Raw genomic sequence first — 18,790 nt, 5'->3', positions numbered from 1 at the left:
CGCTTCAACTCATCCGAGTATCGCTTCGATCCTGCCGCTGCCATAGGTTTCATTCTCCCTTGAGACGAACCCTCCGGAAACACCGGGACGGATCAAGCTTCGCCAGACTGGCGTCACGAGGACGTGAGATCAGATCCTCCACACCCGGGCGATCACCGCCGCGCAACACCTCGAGCATCTCGGCAAAGAACACTTCGCTGTCGGGCTGGCACCATTCTGGTTCACCAACGAATCATCAAGCACCCACTGCACGTCCTCGATCAAACCCGCAGTCGGCTTCGCCGAACACACCACCCGCAGGATCACCAACATCTGACGGGACTTCCCCGTGAACAAATCCAGCTGGCCACTCTTGACGTCCCTTGCCAGCACCTTCTCCCAGTCGGCGAGATACGACCTGATGTCGACAACCGGGTCCAGCGCAAACCTCGGAACCACCTCGGCGAACTCAGCAATGCCCGTTTCAGAGATGAGTCCGTCCGTCGTCCGAATCCGCTCTTCCCCCGGAAAAAAACGAAGCGGTCTCCGTTCACGCCTGAATCACCGACCAGCGTGGGCGGCAAGGGCCGGCCCAGGAACGCGGAATAGGCGAACACCCGACCCAGAGTGGTCGGCTCATACCCGATGTAGAGCACCCACCACTCGATACCGGTCCGCATCAACACCGTCCGCCGACCGGTCCCGACAACCCGCCACTGCGGCCCGAGTCGCACGGCCGCCGACGTGATCATCGTCCGCCACGCTGTCGCACTCATCGCCATTCGACTGATGTCACTCCCTTGCTCCACGCGGTATCGATAATCCGCGAACATCGGTTGCTCGGACCATCAAATGGGCTCTTCCGAGAGTGTTCCCAGCGGAATAGTCGGTGGCCGCCCCTGATCTGTCCACTCTTCAAAAGAGCTTCCCGCGCGAGCGAACACCCACGCTATCTCGGTACCGGTGCGCCGTACAACGGCAATGCCTGACAAATCGATAGGGTCAATGAACGTTTCACGAAACGGCAGGTCGACTACAGGGACAACCCCCGCACCATCGTCGCGAGGTAGGGCGACCCATGAGCCCTCGTACGCAACCCGAAAACATTCGCCGATGTAGTAGACAAATCGCATTGTCCGCGCCGTCGAAGAATCGGTTCTCCAGAATTCAGATTCGTCATTGAAAGTGTCCAAGAGCGATTTCTCAACAAATCCGATCGATTCCGGAGAGTACAATTCCACCCGAAGTTCGGGGACGTCATCGGTGGTAAACACCAAAGGAACAGCCGCCTCCTGCATTTTCAACCACGAGATGAATCGCGCGTCACTCTGGGCGTCCATGAAACGCCGCGTACTCCGAATCTGGACGTAGTCGAAGCTGGCTCCCACGCTAAACAAACCCCCTGCAAGTCTGGCGACGACCGCGCACTTCCGCCGGACTGCCCTCGGCACGGCGGCGACGTCACCCACGAAAATGATCAAGGCGTCTCCGCAGTTCACGTCGCAGGATCATTAACTCGTCATCCGTCTGATCTGGCGTCCTCCAAGTGGTGCCCACCGGATGCTCTGGAAGATTCCGGTGGCCTTCACCGTTGAAGGTCTCTCTCCCTGCGGGACAAGCCAATTCCTACAAGGGCTTCCCCGTGGCCATGATCCAGCTTGGCGAGAACTCCTCTGCGGAGAATCGCCTGGTGGTCAACTCCACCTCCGAAAGAGGCTTTGCCATCTCTCGGAAATCCCCTTACTTCTGGCGCATCGATCTCGTCGGTCAGTGGCCCGACATACGGGCACGACAATCCTTCCACCCCCAACCAACGGATATTCAGTAAGCACAATTGGTGATGAACGATCTCACAGACTCGTGTTCAGTACAACCCCACACCCACCTCACTTCTCCACAACCACCCCCCAACACCACCCCCACCCACCCGACACCCCACTACCCTGACCACCATGCCCGGGGGAGCCAGACAACACAGCGACACACGCACCGACGAACAACTCCTCACCGCCCACACCCACGGCGACCCAACAGCATTCACCACCCTCATCACCCGCCACCAGAACTACCTCTGGCGCATCGCCGTACGCACCACCGGCAACCCCCACGACGCCGCCGACGCACTCCAAGAAGCACTCATCGCCGCACACCGGACAGCGGCAGCATTCCGCGGTGAGGCACGAGTCACGTCATGGCTGCACCGCATCGTCGTGAATGCCTCGCTGGATCGCATGCGCCGCAACGCAAGTCAACGAACTATTTCTCTCTCCGAGCCAGACAACTATCCTCTGGCCGGCAGCGCCGACGAGTACGGTCGTGTCGAACTGACTCTCGCCATCGAGGAAGCGCTCGACCAGCTGCCCGCGAATCAACGGGCCGCGGTCATCGCCATCGACATCGAGGGGTACACCATGGACGAAGCATCGCAGATCCTCGGTGTACCGGTCGGCACTCTCAAGAGCCGAAGTGCTAGAGGGCGCTATCGCCTGGCCGACCTCCTCGGCTACCTCAGGGGCGCCGACAGTTGATTTCAGAAATCTGGACACGGAGGGAACCGCGGGGCCCACGCGTGCGTCCAATCAGCAATATGGACTACACCGGGGAGAACAGCCATGCCGACCGCGTCGACCGACGCGAACCATCCAAGGAGGCGACGATGACCGAGGATTCATCACGCTTCCCCTCACCGCCGTATGCCCCGGAACTGCTCGCCGAGTTCCACGCCGGGAACCTCGACGCCGCCACGACGGCGCACGTTCGCGCGCATATCGCCGAGGACGCGGATGCCCAGGCCACGCTTGTGGCCCTGGCGCGGGTCCGTGACGAACTGCGCGCCCTGGGCGACACCGAAGACGCTGTGGACAACGACGTCGACGCCCCGCCACCGGATTGGGTCCGCGCACGCACTCAAGAGACTCTTGCTGCAATCGCCGCGGAGACCACCCCGCACCCAGCCATGAGAGGCCCGGAAACAAGAAGGCGGCGAGGTGCCGGGCCACGCACCTACGCCATCCTCGCTGCGGCCGCGATCCTCATCGTCGGGGTCGTGGCTGCGGTGCTTGTGCTTCGGCCCTCGCAGCCCACCGGCTCCGTGGAGGCGCAGCCAAGCGCGCCGTCGTCGAGCCTCTCCGTTCCCGCACCGCCCTCCGCCCTGGATGGCGCAGCCGCACTGTCGGTCCTGGGCCGCACCGACGGTTCGCCGTTCGCCTCAACAGATGCACTTCGACGATGCACCGCTGCCAACGGCATCCCCGCGACGACACCGGTCCTGGGCTCCGGACCGGTGACCGTCGACGGCACACAACAGGTGGTGATCCTCCTCGGCACCGGTGTCGCCGGTCGTTTCCTCGCGCTGGTGGTCGGACCCGATTGCGACACCGGCAATCCGGAAACCGTCTCGCGTACCACGATCGGAGGATGACCCGGGCCCACGTCGTCCGTCGAGTGGGGGAGCCACGACGCCCGCACCCCAGGTGCCCGCGCTGACAGGGAACACTTCCGCATACCCTTGTGTTGAAAGCCGGTACACGCACCCCTGCGACCAGGGAATTTTTTGGCTGCAGGTGATGTGAAACGAGCACGGAGGACGAAGTGACCCAGTCAGACACCCAGCAGATCCACGAACTGATCATCATCGGATCAGGTCCTGCGGGATACACCGCGGCGGTGTACGCAGCACGTGCGGAACTCGCCCCGATCGTCTTCGAGGGAACCCAGTTCGGCGGCGCCCTGATGACCACCACCGAGGTGGAGAACTTCCCCGGCTTCCAGAACGGAATCCAGGGCCCGGCCCTGATGGACGAGATGCGTGAGCAGGCCATCCGGTTTGGCGCCGACCTGCGGATGGAGGACGTTGAGGAAGTTCGCCTGCAGGGAAAGGTTAAGGAGGTCGTGGCCTCCGGCGAAACCTACCGGGCGCACGCGGTGATCTTGGCGATGGGTGCCGCGGCCCGCTACCTGGGGATCACCGGTGAGCAGGAGCTGCTCGGCCGAGGAGTCTCGGCGTGCGCGACCTGCGACGGCTTCTTCTTCAAGGATCAGGATATCGCCGTCATCGGCGGCGGCGACTCCGCGATGGAGGAGGCGACCTTCCTCACCAAGTTCGCGCGCAGCGTCACCCTGATCCACCGACGCGAGGAGTTCCGGGCGTCCAAGATCATGCTCGAGCGGGCCCGCGCCAACGACAAGATCCGCTTCGTCACCAACTCCGCGGTCAAATCGGTGATCGGCAACGGCTCGGTGACCGGCCTCGAACTGATCGACACCCGCTCCGGCGACACCGAGACCGTCGACGTGACCGGCATGTTCGTCGCCATCGGCCACGACCCGCGCAGTGAACTCGTGCGCGGTCAGATCGACCTCGACTCCGACGGATACGTGCAGGTCCAGGGCCGGACCACCTACACCTCGCTGCCCGGCGTCTTCGCCGCCGGCGACCTCGTCGACCACACTTACCGCCAGGCGATCACCGCCGCCGGCAGTGGCTGCGCCGCGGCCATCGACGCCGAACGGTGGCTCGCCGAGCAGGGTGACATCGAACCCACGCCGATCGAGGGCGACGTGGTCGTCGTCGAGGCACACAGCTGACACTCCAGACTCAATACCGACCATCACGACAACAACAGGAGGAACACTCATGGGAGCCAACACCGTGGCCGTCACCGACGCCACCTTCAAGGACGACGTCCTCGGATCCGACAAGCCGGTACTCGTCGACTTCTGGGCAACCTGGTGCGGTCCGTGCCGCATGGTGGCACCGGTCCTGGAGGAGATCGCCGGCGCGCACGCCGACAAGTTGACCGTCGCCAAGCTCGACGTCGACGCCAACCCGGCCACGGCCCGTGACTTCCAGATCATGTCGATCCCGACCATGATCCTCTTCGAGAACGGCAAGCCCACCAAGACCATCGTCGGCGCGAAGGGCAAGGCCGCCCTGCTGCGCGAACTCGATTCGGTGGTCGGCTCCAACGCCTGACATGCGGGGGTGACATCCTCCACACGGGCGTCGTCATCGGTGTTTTCGCTGGTGACGACGTCCGTGATGTTTCTGTGCCCGTGTTCGGTTTGGTCCGCGTACGGCGGAACTGACAGAATGCACCTGGTCCGCCTGGTGCGCGCTCGCCTCTACCGAGAGCCTCCCAGCGCGATCGGCGTGACCATGCAGCGCAAGGACAACGACGCGTCCCGCGCCAACAAGGAGTTGAGATGCCAACATTCCGACTGGGTGATCAGGGTTCGGCCGTCGCCGAGATCCGATCCATCCTCGCCGGACAAGGCCTCATGCCGGTCACGCGCGGACGCCACGCCGCCGACGGCGACGGTTCGGCGGACGAGATCCGCGGACACACCTTCGACGAGGACATCGACCACGCCGTCCGCGCGTTCCAGCAGCAGCGCGGACTGATCGTCGATGGCATCGTCGGCCCCGCCACCTACCGCGCCCTGCGTGAGGCGTCCTACCAACTCGGAGCGCGAGTACTGCTCTACCGTCTGTCGTCCCCGATGGTGGGCGACGATGTGGCCACCCTGCAGGGGCGTCTCCAGAATCTCGGCTACTACACGGCGCTGGTCGACGGTGTCTTCGGCGAGACCACCCACAACGCGGTGTGCCTGTACCAGAGTGAGTACGGTCTGTCCGCCGACGGCATCTGCGGACCGTCCACTCTGCGGTCGCTGGAACGTCTGGGCACCCGCGTCACCGGCGGTTCCCCGTACGCGATCCGCGAGGAGGAGCACGTCCGTCGCTCCGGCCCCCGGCTCTCCGGCAAACGTATCGTCATCGACCCCGGCACCGGCGGCATGCACGACCTGTCCACCGGCGCGCTCGCCGACCAGGAAAGCCGACTGCTCTGGGATCTCGCTGCACGGCTCGAAGGCCGGATGGCCGCCGCCGGCATGGAAACGTTCCTGTCCCACGACGGTCGGGGAGCACCCACCGACGAGGATCGCGCCCGCGTCGCCAACATGATCGATGCCGACCTGATGATCTCGCTGCGCTTCGGCCACTACCCGAACGCGGCCGCCAGCGGCGTGGCCTCCTTCTACTTCGGCAACAGCCACGGCTCGTATTCCACGATCGGCCGCAACCTCGCCGGGTTCATCCAGCGCGAGGTCGCCGCGCGCACCCCGCTGATCGACTGCCGAACGCACGAGCGTACGTGGGAACTGTTGCGGCTCACCAGGATGCCGGTCGCCATGATCGACGTCGGGTACATCACCAATCCCGACGACGCCGAGACGATCGAGGATCCCAACTACCGCAACGTGATTGCCGAGGCCATCCTCGTCGCGGTCAAACGACTGTATCTACTCGGCAACGACGACCGGCCCACCGGGACGTACACGTTCGCCGATCTTCTTGCCGCCGAAGAGATTTCCTGAATCAGGAGCCCAATTCGGCGTGCTCCGAAACTTTTTCGGAGCACGCCTGCCTCTTCACAACGCGTCACCCGTAACGCGTCGACTACGTAGCGCGCCTGCCGATGGGCGCGAACGTCCGAGTCTTTCCGGCCAGATCGATCGCCGCCATCACGACCAGTTTCTCCAGGGCGCCCTCGACCTCCGACTTCCACCCCAGGCCTTCGTCCAGTTCGAGACGAAACCTGGGGAAACGCGCGTGTGAGGCGACCACATCGAAGCCGGATGCCTTCAGGAACGCCGCATCGATCAGACACCGCGTACACAGATCCGGTTGCGGGTTGTCGAGGATCTCTCGTGCCACGTTCACGATCTCCTCATCCGACCATTCGCTGATATCGCGCACACCGGTCGGATCGGAGTCACGATCATCGGCAGAACCGCCGGCGCGCACCAACCCGAACGCCTCGACGGCGCGCACACCACGTCGAATGAGATCGGTGACGACGGCGTCGAGAAGGGGACTGGCGACCTCCTCGTACCCCGGTTCCACGTGAATCGACGACAGCAGCACCGCGTCGGCACTGACGGGCGACGTCGGAAACAGCCGGGACCGCGGAATGCGTCCGGGCGGTGCATAGAAGGCGGTACCCACGACGACGCCGGTCGACGGATCGGTGGCGAACTGTCCGCACGCACCCCACTCGAGGAGCACCGAGGAGATCCACGCTTCCTTGTCGAACTCGCTCTCGAACGTTGAGGTGTCGGCAACGCAGACGGTGTCGAGATCGTCGCCGCCCACCGTTCCTGGATCGACCTCCCAGAAGACGCATCGTCGAGCGTGCGGTGGTAGCGACTCGAAGGATTCGAGATTCAGACGCGAGATCACCGGTTCCATGTCAGATCGTCCGTCCTGTCACCGCGCTGTCCCCGAAAAACGTTGAGCTGCAAAGGCTTCCGTCAATCCGCAGGACTCGCGCAACTAGATGCGTCACTGTGACGTTACTCCCGAGGGTGGTTGGTCGTGGAAAATCGTCGGTGATATCACTTCCCTGGGTCGACCAAACCGACAATCCGCTGGAGATCGTCGACGGATCCGAACTCGACGACGATCTTGCCCTTGCGCTTGCCGAGGCTGACCGTCACCCGGGTATCGAGACGATCGGACAGCCGCTCGGCGAGGTCCTGAAGCCCGGGCATCTGCATCGGCTTGCGTTTGGCTGTCGGGGACGGGGCGGTTGCGGAGCCGTCATCGCGGTTCGCAAGTGTCACCGCCTCCTCCGTCGCGCGTACCGACAAACCCTCGGCGACGATGCGCGCCGCGAGAGCCTCCTGCGCGTCGCTGCCGACCTCCAGCGACAACAATGCACGAGCGTGCCCGGCCGACAACACACCCGCGGCGACGCGACGCTGCACCGGGATCGGCAGCTTCAGCAGACGGATCATGTTCGTGATCACCGGCCGCGAGCGCCCCAACCGGTTCGCCAGCTCCTCATGTGTCACGTCGAACTCGTCGAGCAACTGCTGATACGCCGCCGCCTCTTCCAAGGGGTTCAGCTGTGCGCGGTGAATGTTCTCGAGCAACGCATCGCGGAGCATGTCACCGTCGGGGGTCTCCCGCACGATCGCCGGAATGGCGTCGAGGCCGGCTTCCTGGCTGGCCCGCCACCGTCGCTCGCCCATGACGAGCTGGAACTCGACGCCGTCGGCGGTGGGCTTCGGCAGCCGCCGCACGACGATCGGCTGCATGAGACCGAACTCCCTGATCGAGTGGATCAGTTCGTTGAGAGCGTCCTCGTCGAACACACTTCGGGGCTGTTGCGGATTGGGCTGGATGAGACTGGGCGGAATCTCGCGGTAGACCGCGCCGACCTCGTCGACGGTTCCGGCGGGGGAGACGGCCTCGGTGGTGTCCGGACGGGCGGTCGACGTACGACTCTTCGTGGCCGCGCCGGCCGCGCCGCCGTTGCCGGTACCGATCACCACATCGGCAGCCGCCGCACCCAACTTCGGCGCGGTCGGATCACCCTCGGTGGGGCCCGTCGGGATCAGCGCCGCCAACCCGCGGCCGAGCCCTCCTCGTCGCGCAGTGTCCTTCTGACTCACGGAAATCCTCTCGACCCGACGGTGTTCATGAACTGGTGCTTCTCGACTGCTGAATAGGTGACGGCCTGAGGCACGCAGGCCGAGCGGCGTCAGGGACTGACACCGGATTCGGTCGTCTGGCTCCTCATCGCGAGTTCTCGGGCGGCGTCGAGGTAGCTCATTGATCCACGTGAACCCGGGTCGTACTCGATGATGGTCATCCCGTAGCCCGGGGCCTCGGACACCTTGACGCTGCGCGGAATGATGGTCGACAGGACCTTGCTGCCGAAGTGTCGGCGCACCTCCTCAGCGACCTGATCGGCGAGCTTCGTGCGTCCGTCGTACATCGTCAGCAGGATCGTTGAGACATGCAGATCCTTGTTCAGGTGCGCCTGCACGAGTTCGATGTTGCGGAGTAGCTGACCCACACCCTCGAGGGCGTAGTACTCGCATTGGATCGGGATGAGCACTTCGCGCGCCGCGACCATCGCGTTCACCGTCAGCAGTCCCAATGATGGGGGGCAGTCGATGAAGATGTAGTCGAATCCGAACTCCGCGATGGAGTCGTCGCTCAGTGCGTTGCGCAGCCGATTCTCGCGGGCGACGAGCGACACGAGTTCAATCTCGGCGCCGGCGAGATCGAGAGTCGCGGGCACACAAAAGAGGTTCTCGTTGGCGGGACTCTGTTGAACCGCATCGCGGATCGTCACCTCGCCGATGAGTAACTCGTACACCGAGGCGATGTCCGGTGCCCGGTGATCGATGCCCAGTGCCGTGCTCGCATTGCCCTGCGGGTCGAGATCGACGACGAGCACCCGCAGTCCATGCACCGCCAGCCCGGCCGCCAGGTTCACCGCGGTGGTGGTCTTCCCGACCCCACCCTTCTGATTGGCGACGGTGAGGATCCGGGTGGCGGCGGGGTGGGGGAGTTGACCGGACGCACCCGGCGTCAGAACCTGACTGGCTCGTGCCGCCGCGGCTGCGATCGGTGTGTCGTCGAGAGAATCCTGCGTGGCGCCGCCCGCGCCGTTGTGTGACGTTTCACGTGAAACCTTCGGGTCTTTCTCGACCACGCTGGGACTCCTTTGCCCGACAGATTGGGTGTCCTCAGAGGTATCGGAGGCACTCGATGACGCCCTCCTATTTTGCGCTCTCCGACCGATCCGCACCAATTACCTCCCTGTCTTCCGGGCCGACGAATTCGGTCCCGCATGCCGACGAGTCTGGTTCTCGCCGCCGGCGTCCTTCTCGCCTGATCGCCCCGGGCCACCACGCTTGAACCCCACGATCACCGTCGTCGCCTGCTCCAACCCGTCGGCACCGCACGTCTGTACTTTCAGGTCCACGATCCCGAGCTTCGCAGCACGCTGCCAGTCACGAGCGATCTCGTCCTCAGCTGACGAGCCCTTGATGGCCACCAAGCGGCCGGCCGGAGAGATCAGTGGAACCGACCATCGAACCAGTCGTTCGAGCGGTGCGACGGCCCGCGACGTCACGACATCGGCCGGCTTCACTTCGGCGAGCACCGTCTTCTCCTCGGCACGACCCCGTACCACGCGAACATTCAGACCGAGTGTCTCGACAACCTCCTCCAGAAAGGTCGTCCGCCGGAGGAGCGGTTCGATCAGGGTGATGCTGAGATCCGGACGCGCGATCGCCAACGGGATCCCCGGAAGGCCGGCTCCGCTACCGATGTCGATCACCGACTGCCCCTCGTCGATCAACTCACCGATCACCGCGCAGTTGACGAGATGACGGTCCCACAAGCGCGGCACCTCGCGCGGGCCGATCAGCCCGCGGACCGTACCGTCCGTAGCAAGAAAGTGTCGGTACCGCTCCGCTGCGTCCAAGCGATCACCGAACACCGCCGCGGCCGATGGGGCAGGGGAGTCACCCGTAACCGACGGCTCGTACGGGCTCTGATCCTCCGAAGGCTCAGGTTTCACGTGAAACAGACCATCCTTGTCGCTGATCGCTCACCGCCGTTTCACGTGAAACAGCGGAATAACATCAATGTAGTTTCCACCCCAGGAACAACGAAGTCCCGGCCACACGACCGGGACTCCCTTGCTCGCTACCATCCGCATCAGCGGACAGTCGGTCAATCGACCTTGATCACCACGACCCTACGCTTGGGCTCCACGCCCTCACTCTCGCTGATCACGCCGTCCACAGCGGCCACCGCGTCATGCACAATCTTGCGCTCGAACGGCGTCATCGGATCCAGCGCCTCACGGTCGCCTTCCGCACGGACTCGCTCGGCAACCTCGGTACCCAAACGCGCCAGCCGGTCGCGACGATCGGCGCGCCAGCGAGCGATGTCCAGCATCAGTCGACTGCGATCTCCGGTCACCTGCTGAACGGCAAGGCGAGTGAGTTCCTGCAGAGCGTCGAGGACCTCGCCCTTGCGTCCGACGAGCTTCGTCAGGTCATCGCCGCCGTCGATACTGACGATCGCTCGGTCACCGTCGACGTCGAGATCGATGTCGCCATCGAAGTCCAGGACGTCCAGCAACTGCTCAAGGTAGTCACCGGCGATCTCGCCCTCCTCGAAGAGCCCGTCACCGTCCTCCTCCGACTCGTCGTCGTCCTCGGCATCCTCAGCCTCAGCGTCCTCAGCCTCAGCATCCTCAGCATTCGCGTCGGTGGCGGCGTCATCGACGTCCGTCTCATCGGCGTCAGCACCCTGCGCCGCGCCGTCCGAATCCGCGCCGTCCGAATCTGCACCGTGCGAATCCGCACCCGCCGCTTCCTCGGCCACCGTCCCCTCGGCCACCGCCTCCTCGGCCACGGCCTCCTGGGACACCGCCTCAGCGTTCACGTCGTGCTCTCCCTGAGTCGCAGTCTCTGCTGTCATCTGGGTTCCACCTTCTTGCTCGTACCTGTCAGGTCTGTGTCTGGCCGGTCGATCCGCCGGCCGGGGATGCAGTGCGCGACCTCGCGGTCAGCGTCTACCGCCCTTGCGGTTCCCTCGTTTGCCGCCGCCGCGTTTGGCTGCGGATTGGTTCTTGTTCCCGGGACCGGATCCACCGGACGCTCGCGCCGGTTTCTGGCCGGGCCGCGGCTTGGTGTCGGGCGTCGCGGCCGACTCGTTCTCGACCACCGATTCCGCCGTCGCCGAGTCACTCGTCGAGCCCCCGCCCGACGACTTCTTCGGCGCGGCATCTGTCTCGTCGTCACCCTTCGTCAGCGACAGCCCCGTCGACTCATCGTCGTCGGAGTTCGACGTGGAACCCTGCTTCTTGGAGCGGTCCGGCTTCACACCCGGCTTGGGCGCATTGGCCTTGAGCTTCTCCTGCTTGGCGAGCCGCGCCTCTTCCTCTTCCTTCTCGATCCGACCGAACACGATGTGCTGCTGGCCGTAGGTCCAGATGTTGTTACTCATCCAGTACAGGAGGATGGCGACGGGGAAGAACGGTCCGGTCACCAGGATGCCCAGCGGGAAGATGTAGAGCGCCAGCATGTTCATCATGCGGGTCTGCGGGTTCTCCAGGGCGGCCGCGGGCTGACGTGCCACCGAGGCGCGGGAGTTCATGTGGGTCGCGATTGAGGCAACGATCATCATCGGGATGACGACGATGGCGATGTCCCAGCGGTCGAAGTCGATCGACTGGCCGGACTGAACGAACGCCGCCCACTCGGTCTTCGGCTCGGTGATGAACGACGACAGCGGCACCCCAAAGAGACGGGCGTCGAGGAAGTTCTGCACCTGGTCGACGTTGAAGATGTAGTTGCCGACCGACCGGGTCTCCTCCGGAGACATCCCCAGCTGACCCATTCCGGTCGCGGTCCGGTTGAACGATCGCAGCACGTGGAACAGACCGATGAACACCGGGATCTGCAGCAACATCGGAAGACATCCGAGCAGGGGATTGAAGCCGTGCTCCTTCTGCAGCTTCTGCATCTCCTCGGTCATCTTGACCCGATCCTTGGCGTGCTTCTTCCGGATCGCCTGCAGCTGCGGATTGATCTCTTGCATCTTCTTCGTGGTGCGAATCTGCTTCACGAAGGGCTTGTAGAGGATCGCACGCAGGGTGAAGACCAGGAACACCACCGACAACGCCCACGCGATGCCGTCGCCACCAGGACTATCCGGCGTGACGAAGTCGAACAGCCAGTGCCAGAACCACATGATCGCGGATACCGGCCAATAGATGAAGTTCAGCACGGGTCAGCTATCCCTCACTTCTCGTAGATGCGCCTACGCCGTCGTCGGCGGTGCGGTTGGACGTCTGTCCCTCGTCGTCGGGAGGATCGCCGCCGGGCTGACCGGCCTCCGATGTCTCCTCTGGTGATGGCGGACGATGCCGGAACCCGCGCTCGGGTACCGGGTCATAACCAGGTTTGTGCCACGGGCCGCACTTGCACAGCCGGATGAGCGCGAGTGCTCCGCCGTGGAAGAAGCCGTGCATCGAAAGTGCTTCCACCGCATACCCGGAACAGGTCGGTTCAAACCGACAGGTCGGCAATCGCAGCGGAGAGACCCAGGTGCGGTAGAGCTCGATCAGGAAGATGACCGTGCGGCGGGGGAGGAGATGGAGTGCTCGCAGACACCGAGTCGACAGACCGACCTCGGCCGCGTCATCAACCACGCCATCGGCGGCGGGGGAGTCAGTGGTCACGGGGCGAGTCATTCCCGAACTCCCGACACTCTGCCGGTCGACAGCCCGCCGGCCGACGGCGCTGCGTTGGGAGCCAGCTCGCGGATACGGCGACGCCCGAACACCTCGCGCAACTGTTCGGCGAGTTGGTCGCTGCCGACAGACGCAGCGCCTGGGAGGGCCCGAACCACGACGAACGTCTCGTCGGCAGGCGCTGAATCCATCACGGATCGGAAAGCGGCCCGGATCCGACGTGCAACCCGGTGTCGCACGACCGCCGAGCCGACGGACTTGCTGACGATCAGTCCCAACCATGGACCACCGGTCATGTCGACGGTGCGCCGACGACCCGACGGGTCGGGCCACCTGGTCGGCGTTACCGCGACACTGACGACGAGATCACGAGTGGACGACCGCACACCGCGTTTGAGTGTGCGGGAAAAGTCGGATCCACGAGAGATCCGATGATCGGCCGACATCATCGAACACTACGAACCGACCGGGAGACGCAGCTCCGCGATCGGCAGGCGCAGATCGAGATCAGGCCGTGAGCTTCGAGCGGCCCTTGCTGCGACGGGAATTGACGATCGCGCGGCCGGCGCGGGTGCGCATACGCAGACGGAACCCGTGCACGCGCGCACGACGACGATTGTTGGGCTGGAAAGTCCGCTTGCCCTTGGCCACGGTGACTCCTTGTGCTCTGGGATGTGGCACGCCGACTTGCACAGCGTTCCCACATCGTGTGGTGGTCTCTGCTTATCCTGACGCGGTGCCGGACTCGTGCCGGTTGGTGGCGCCACCCCCACCGGCCGCGACTCGAGTGATGCACACTCTCGTGACGACCGGCACAGACGACGTGATCCACCGCAAATCCGCAACCTGGATGACCAGTCGAGAGTACGGGAGCGGGCCGGGCCAAATCAAACGAGCGCCAATCGGCCAGGCCAGGGACGTAAACCGTGCCGTCGTCCGCGGGATTCCGCTGGAGGGTGCAGGGCCGGTCTGTTACGGTTCTCCCACGTTGTCGCGCCGCTGTCGCGCAGCGCGTCCCCGTCCTTCCTGGGCCGTGGCTCCCCCTTTTATTCACAGATGTGGATAACCGTGTGGACAAGTCTCTCCAGCGTCGCCAAGGGAACGTCGACCCCATCCGATCCTGGTACTTTCGTCGTGGCGACGGACCAGCGGGGTCGGCCGTTTCAGGCATTTCGAGCGCAGTGACACCCAACCGTTCGTGGCGCCGGGCAGGAGGATCAGCTGTGACTACCGATCGCGCTTCGTTCGGCGAGGTGTGGCAGCAGGTCGTCGCCGAACTCAACGACGATTCCGCCGACCACGAACCCCTCTCGAGGCAACAGAAGGCATGGCTGTCGTTGGTGCAGCCACTCACCCTCGCCGAGGGGTTCGCGCTGTTGGCGGTACCCACCCCGCTGGTGCAGGAACAGATCGAACGCAATCTTCGGGACACGATCCGCACGACGTTGAGTCGGATGCTCGGCCAACCCGTCGACCTGGGCGTGCGTACCACCACTCCGCAGCCCGTCGAGGACGACACACCCTCGGATCCGATGGCCGCCACGCCACCGCCGGCGCGTCCTGTCGGGGGACCGGCATTCGGTGCCGAACCCACCGGCGAGACCTTCGCGGGCCAACCGGTGTCCACCAATTTCGACACCCCACCCCCGCCGGCGCCGGGCACCGCAACACCCGGGACGCACCACCCGGCCGCCACCAACGGATCCGCGACCACGGACTGGTCGTCGTATTTCGCGGAGCGGCCCACGAGCACGTCGTCGGCGACCTCCCCGGTGAGCCTCAACCCGAAGTACACCTTCGACACCTTCGTCATCGGCGCGTCCAACCGTTTCGCCCACGCCTCGGCGGTCGCCGTCGCCGAGGCCCCCGCGCGCGCCTACAACCCGTTGTTCATCTGGGGAGAATCCGGGCTCGGCAAGACCCATCTGCTGCACGCCGCCGGCCACTACGCCCAGCGCCTGTTCCCCGGGATGCGCGTGAAGTACGTCTCGACCGAAGAGTTCACCAACGACTTCATCAATTCTCTCCGTGACGACCGTCGGGTGGCGTTCAAACGCCGCTACCGCGACGTCGACGTGCTACTCGTCGACGACATCCAGTTCCTGATCGGCAAGGAAGGTATCCAGGAAGAGTTCTTCCACACCTTCAACACGCTGCACAACACCAGCAAACAGATCGTCATCTCCTCCGATCGCCCGCCGAAACAGCTTGCGACACTGGAGGATCGGCTACGCACCCGCTTCGAGTGGGGACTGATCACCGACGTCCAGCCGCCGGATCTGGAGACCCGGATCGCGATCCTGCGCAAGAAGGCGCAGATGGACAACATCGCCGTTCCCGACGACGTCCTCGAGCTGATCGCCTCCAAGATCGAACGCAATATCCGCGAGCTCGAGGGTGCGCTGATCCGCGTCACCGCGTTCGCCTCACTCAACAACGCCGCGCTCGACAAGTCGCTGGCCGACGTGGTGTTGCAGGCGCTGCTGCCGAACTCCGATTCGCTGGAGATCAGCGCCGCCAGCATCCTGGCCATCACCGCCGAATACTTCGACATCTCCGTCGAGGAACTCCGTGGACCCGGCAAGACGCGGTCGCTCGCCCAGGCCCGCCAGATCTCGATGTACCTGTGCCGCGAGCTCACCGACCTGTCGCTGCCGAAGATCGGTGAGACCTTCGATCGCGATCACACGACCGTCATGTACGCCGAACGCAAGATCCGCAAGGAGATGGCCGAGCGTCGCAAGGTCTACGACTACGTCCAGGAACTCACCGCCCGGATCAAGCAGCGCGCCGAGCGCTGACACCGCTCCGCTACCCACTTCACCGAGACCGGTCCGCGCGATCTCGTGTCGCGCTCGGTGGTCTTTTGTCGTGCCATGGCTTTCGTCGTGCAGCGTGGCTCTCGCCGCGCTGCGGCTGTCCCTATGGGCCGTGCTCGCACGCCGGGGACGTCGTCCCAGGACACCAACTCTCAACCCGTGCCCGAGGTGCGCGACGTGTGAACCCCCCGGATCCCGGCTCGGCACGTGCCCCGTCAGGCCGCAAATCCCCAGGTCGCCACATGTGCATGAATCGTGGGATTTCTGGCCCCAAGCTGTGCACAGAGGGTGGACAGAAAACGAACAACACCGGTCATCCACATCGACGGGGTCAGACGTCCAGCATTCCTCCACCGGCCATCCACAGCACCGAATGCCCACTGTCCTCGAACGATGGCATGAACTCCACAGGATCCACAGTGCCTACAACTATTGTTGATCTCTTCTTCAAGAGATCTTCTTTCAAGAAGCATGTGTGTACACACATGCGGGCCGGGCCGGTCGAGATCGCCGATCTCCCGGCGTGGCGACTTGACCCCAATCACCCACCGGGTCGTATCGGCGTTCTAGAGTGGGAACTCCCGATCCTCGATCGTGGCCGCCTGCCCGTGCGCTGCCCGGCACCGACCACGCATCGGCGACGACGATTTCCGAACCCGGCAGACGCAACCGAGAGAAGGACGCATCCCCCGTTATGAAGTTCCGTGTCGCGCGCGACGAGTTCTCCGAATCCGTTGCCTGGGTTGCCCGTAGCCTGCCGTCCCGTCCCCCCGTTCCGGTGCTCGGATGTGTGGTTCTCGATGCCTCCGACGAGACGACCGGTGGTGGCCTGACGATCTCCGGGTTCGATTACGAGGTCTCCGCCCAGGAGTCGATCTCCGCGGAGATCGCCGAACCCGGCAAGGTCCTGGTGTCGGGCCGCTTGCTGGCCGACATCACCCGAGCACTTCCGTCGAAACCGGTCGATGTGAGTCTGGACGGATCCCGGGTCGCGATCGCCTGCGGTAGCGCCAAGTTCTCCTTGCCGACGATGCCGGTCGAGGACTATCCGCAGCTTCCCGAGGTGCCCGCGGTCACCGGATCCATCCCCGCGGATGTGTTCGCCGAGGCGGTCTCACAGGTTGCGGTGGCCGCCGGTCGCGACGACACCCTGCCGATGCTCACCGGTGTGCGGGTCGAGATCGAGGGTAATTCGGTGGTTCTGGCCGCGACCGACCGCTTCCGGCTCGCGGTGCGTGAACTGGAATGGGAACCGGTGCAGCCGGACGTGAGCGGTGCGGTGCTGGTGCCGGCCAAGACCCTGTCGGAGAGCGCGAAGACCGCGGGCGCCGAGGGGACCGGTTCGGTCCGGTTGGCCTTCGGAGCGGGCGACGCCATCGGTGCCGAAGGGATCCTGGGGATTATGGGCGCGACCAAGCAGAACACCACCCGGCTGCTCGACGCGGAGTTCCCGAAGTTCCGGCAGTTGCTGCCGGCGTCGCACACCGCGGTCGCCACCATCGAGAGTGCTCCGCTCATCGAGGCGATCAAGCGTGTTGCGCTGGTGGCCGAGCGCGGTGCGCAGGTCCGGATGGAGTTCACCGAGGGCTCGGTGCTGCTGACGGCCGGCGGCGACGAGGCCGGCAAGGCCGAGGAAGAACTCGAGGTCGTCTTCCAGGGTGAACCGCTGACCATCGCGTTCAACCCGGGGTACCTGCAGGACGGATTGTCGGCGATCAACGCGAAGTCGGTGGATTTCGGTTTCACGACGCCGAGCCGGCCCGCAGTGCTGCGGATCTCCAACGGTGAGGCCCCCGTCGCCGACGAATCCGGTGCGTTCGTCGCTCCCGACAGCGCGTTCAGCTACCTGCTGATGCCGGTCCGGTTGCCCGGCTGATCCGTCCCGCGGACGTCGCCAGACGACCGCCGTCCGCGACGAGTGATCGTCTGCGAAAATCGTTGTCGCTCAACCACATCTCGGCACTCAGATCGGAAGGACTGCGATGCAACTGGGCCTCGTCGGACTGGGAAAGATGGGTGCCAACATGCGCACCCGGATCGCTGACGCCGGGCACCAGGTGGTCGGCTACGACCCGCGTCCGGACGTCACCGACGTCGGATCCCTCACCGATCTCGTCGCCGCCCTCGATGCGCCGCGGGTGATCTGGGTGATGGTTCCCTCCGGTGACCCCACCCGATCCACCATCGCCTCCCTCGCCGACGCGTTGGACCCCGGTGACATCGTCATCGACGGTGGCAACTCCCGCTACACCGACGATCATCAGCACTCGAAATTGTTGGGAGACAAGGGAATCGGCTACATCGACTGCGGTGTGTCCGGCGGTGTCTGGGGGTTGGAGAACGGTTACGGGCTGATGGTGGGCGGTTCCGAGGCCGACATCGAGCGCGCCATGCCGATCTTCGACGCGTTGCGACCGGAGGGTGACCGGGCCGACGGATTCGTGCATGCCGGTCCGGTCGGGGCGGGTCACTACGCCAAGATGGTGCACAACGGCATCGAGTACGGACTGATGCACGCCTACGGTGAGGGATACGAACTGCTGTCGGCCGAGCCGCTGATCACCGACGTCGAGGGCACGCTGCGGGCGTGGACTCATGGCACGGTCATCCGGTCGTGGTTGCTGGATCTACTGGTACGGGCGTTGCAGGAGGATCCGGGACTGGCCGGTATCTCCGACTACACCACCGACTCCGGTGAGGGTCGCTGGACCGTCGAGGAGGCCATCCGGCACTCGGTTCCGGCCAACGTCATCTCCGCAGCGCTGTTCGCCCGCTTCGCCTCCCGCCAGGACGGGTCGCCGGCTCTGAAAGCGGTGTCCGCGTTACGAAATCAGTTCGGCGGCCACGCCGTTCGTGATACCACGGGCCGTTCGGTCGGGTCCAGTGGTGCACCGCCGAGTTCGCCGACCGCCTGAG

General features: G+C 64.7%; 18 protein-coding genes. 8 read left to right on the top strand and 10 right to left on the bottom strand.

Translation table 11 applies throughout. The features are described 5' to 3' along the window. Positions 1-827: 827 nt before the first annotated feature. Positions 828-1,319 (bottom strand): hypothetical protein, encoded by a 492-nt coding sequence (locus ACWETB_RS20565; protein ID WP_452213290.1) that lies wholly within the window; start codon positions 1,317-1,319, stop codon positions 828-830. A 612-nt stretch (positions 1,320-1,931) separates the two neighbouring features. On the opposite strand from ACWETB_RS20565, the gene sigM reads away from it, so the two are divergent. The 5 genes from sigM (at position 1,932) to ACWETB_RS20540 (ending at position 6,360) form a co-directional block, all read left to right on the top strand. Continuing rightward, the gene (gene sigM / locus ACWETB_RS20560) at positions 1,932-2,507 is read left to right on the top strand and encodes an RNA polymerase sigma factor SigM (protein WP_452213288.1); all 576 of its coding nucleotides are present in this window, start codon (positions 1,932-1,934) and stop codon (positions 2,505-2,507) included. 59 nt (positions 2,508-2,566) lie between these two features. Beyond that, a complete protein-coding gene (locus ACWETB_RS20555; protein WP_452213286.1) occupies positions 2,567-3,400 on the top strand; it encodes an anti-sigma factor family protein in 834 nt (277 codons plus the stop codon). Between the two features lie 170 nt (positions 3,401-3,570). Continuing rightward, on the top strand, positions 3,571-4,566 hold the full coding sequence (gene trxB, locus ACWETB_RS20550) for a thioredoxin-disulfide reductase (RefSeq protein WP_452213284.1): 996 nt from the start codon (positions 3,571-3,573) through the stop codon (positions 4,564-4,566). Between the two features lie 49 nt (positions 4,567-4,615). Further along, positions 4,616-4,954, top strand: coding sequence for a thioredoxin (gene trxA, locus ACWETB_RS20545; RefSeq protein WP_348805435.1), 339 nt, complete (start codon positions 4,616-4,618; stop codon positions 4,952-4,954). A gap of 230 nt (positions 4,955-5,184) precedes the next feature. Next, positions 5,185-6,360: an N-acetylmuramoyl-L-alanine amidase gene (locus tag ACWETB_RS20540; RefSeq protein WP_452213281.1), complete on the top strand. Its 1,176-nt coding sequence runs from the start codon at positions 5,185-5,187 to the stop codon at positions 6,358-6,360. Between the two features lie 82 nt (positions 6,361-6,442). Here the strand turns inward: ACWETB_RS20540 and ACWETB_RS20535 are convergent, their stop codons facing one another. The 9 genes from ACWETB_RS20535 to rpmH all read right to left on the bottom strand — a co-directional run bounded on the left by ACWETB_RS20535 (position 6,443) and on the right by rpmH (position 13,706). After that, positions 6,443-7,234, bottom strand: a complete 792-nt coding sequence (locus tag ACWETB_RS20535; protein WP_449743362.1) for a hypothetical protein — start codon at positions 7,232-7,234, stop codon at positions 6,443-6,445. Between the two features lie 146 nt (positions 7,235-7,380). After that, a complete protein-coding gene (locus tag ACWETB_RS20530) occupies positions 7,381-8,442 on the bottom strand; it encodes a ParB/RepB/Spo0J family partition protein (protein WP_452213279.1) in 1,062 nt (353 codons plus the stop codon). 89 nt (positions 8,443-8,531) lie between these two features. Further along, a complete protein-coding gene (locus tag ACWETB_RS20525) occupies positions 8,532-9,494 on the bottom strand; it encodes a ParA family protein (protein WP_449743360.1) in 963 nt (320 codons plus the stop codon). A gap of 99 nt (positions 9,495-9,593) precedes the next feature. Further along, entirely contained in the window at positions 9,594-10,376 is a 783-nt protein-coding gene (gene rsmG, locus ACWETB_RS20520) for a 16S rRNA (guanine(527)-N(7))-methyltransferase RsmG (RefSeq protein ID WP_452213295.1), read from the bottom strand. A 146-nt stretch (positions 10,377-10,522) separates the two neighbouring features. After that, the gene (locus tag ACWETB_RS20515; RefSeq protein WP_452213277.1) at positions 10,523-11,278 is read right to left on the bottom strand and encodes a Jag family protein; all 756 of its coding nucleotides are present in this window, start codon (positions 11,276-11,278) and stop codon (positions 10,523-10,525) included. Positions 11,279-11,365: 87 nt separating this feature from the next. Next, entirely contained in the window at positions 11,366-12,589 is a 1,224-nt protein-coding gene (yidC, locus tag ACWETB_RS20510) for a membrane protein insertase YidC (RefSeq protein ID WP_452213275.1), read from the bottom strand. A 7-nt stretch (positions 12,590-12,596) separates the two neighbouring features. Next, positions 12,597-13,055 (bottom strand): membrane protein insertion efficiency factor YidD, encoded by a 459-nt coding sequence (yidD, locus tag ACWETB_RS20505; RefSeq protein WP_452213273.1) that lies wholly within the window; start codon positions 13,053-13,055, stop codon positions 12,597-12,599. Next, on the bottom strand, positions 13,052-13,504 hold the full coding sequence (gene rnpA, locus ACWETB_RS20500; protein ID WP_452213271.1) for a ribonuclease P protein component: 453 nt from the start codon (positions 13,502-13,504) through the stop codon (positions 13,052-13,054). The genes yidD and rnpA overlap by 4 nt, the downstream gene beginning before the upstream one ends. Before the next feature lie 58 nt (positions 13,505-13,562). Continuing rightward, positions 13,563-13,706, bottom strand: a complete 144-nt coding sequence (gene rpmH, locus ACWETB_RS20495) for a 50S ribosomal protein L34 (RefSeq protein WP_348805425.1) — start codon at positions 13,704-13,706, stop codon at positions 13,563-13,565. Positions 13,707-14,278: 572 nt separating this feature from the next. Between rpmH and dnaA the strand changes: the two genes are divergently transcribed. The 3 genes from dnaA (at position 14,279) to gnd (ending at position 18,789) form a co-directional block, all read left to right on the top strand. Beyond that, on the top strand, positions 14,279-15,856 hold the full coding sequence (gene dnaA, locus ACWETB_RS20490) for a chromosomal replication initiator protein DnaA (protein WP_452213269.1): 1,578 nt from the start codon (positions 14,279-14,281) through the stop codon (positions 15,854-15,856). A gap of 712 nt (positions 15,857-16,568) precedes the next feature. Further along, positions 16,569-17,750 carry a DNA polymerase III subunit beta gene (gene dnaN, locus ACWETB_RS20485; protein ID WP_348805423.1) on the top strand — a complete coding sequence of 394 codons (1,182 nt, stop codon included), beginning with the start codon at positions 16,569-16,571 and terminating at the stop codon, positions 17,748-17,750. A gap of 106 nt (positions 17,751-17,856) precedes the next feature. Continuing rightward, a complete protein-coding gene (gene gnd, locus ACWETB_RS20480) occupies positions 17,857-18,789 on the top strand; it encodes a phosphogluconate dehydrogenase (NAD(+)-dependent, decarboxylating) (protein WP_452213267.1) in 933 nt (310 codons plus the stop codon). The last annotated feature ends 1 nt before the right edge of the window (position 18,790 follow it).

It is taken from the genome of Gordonia sp. NPDC003950, from assembly GCF_053605205.1.
Note: the sequence above shows the minus strand (reverse complement) of the source record. Positions and strands in the feature narration are given on the sequence as shown.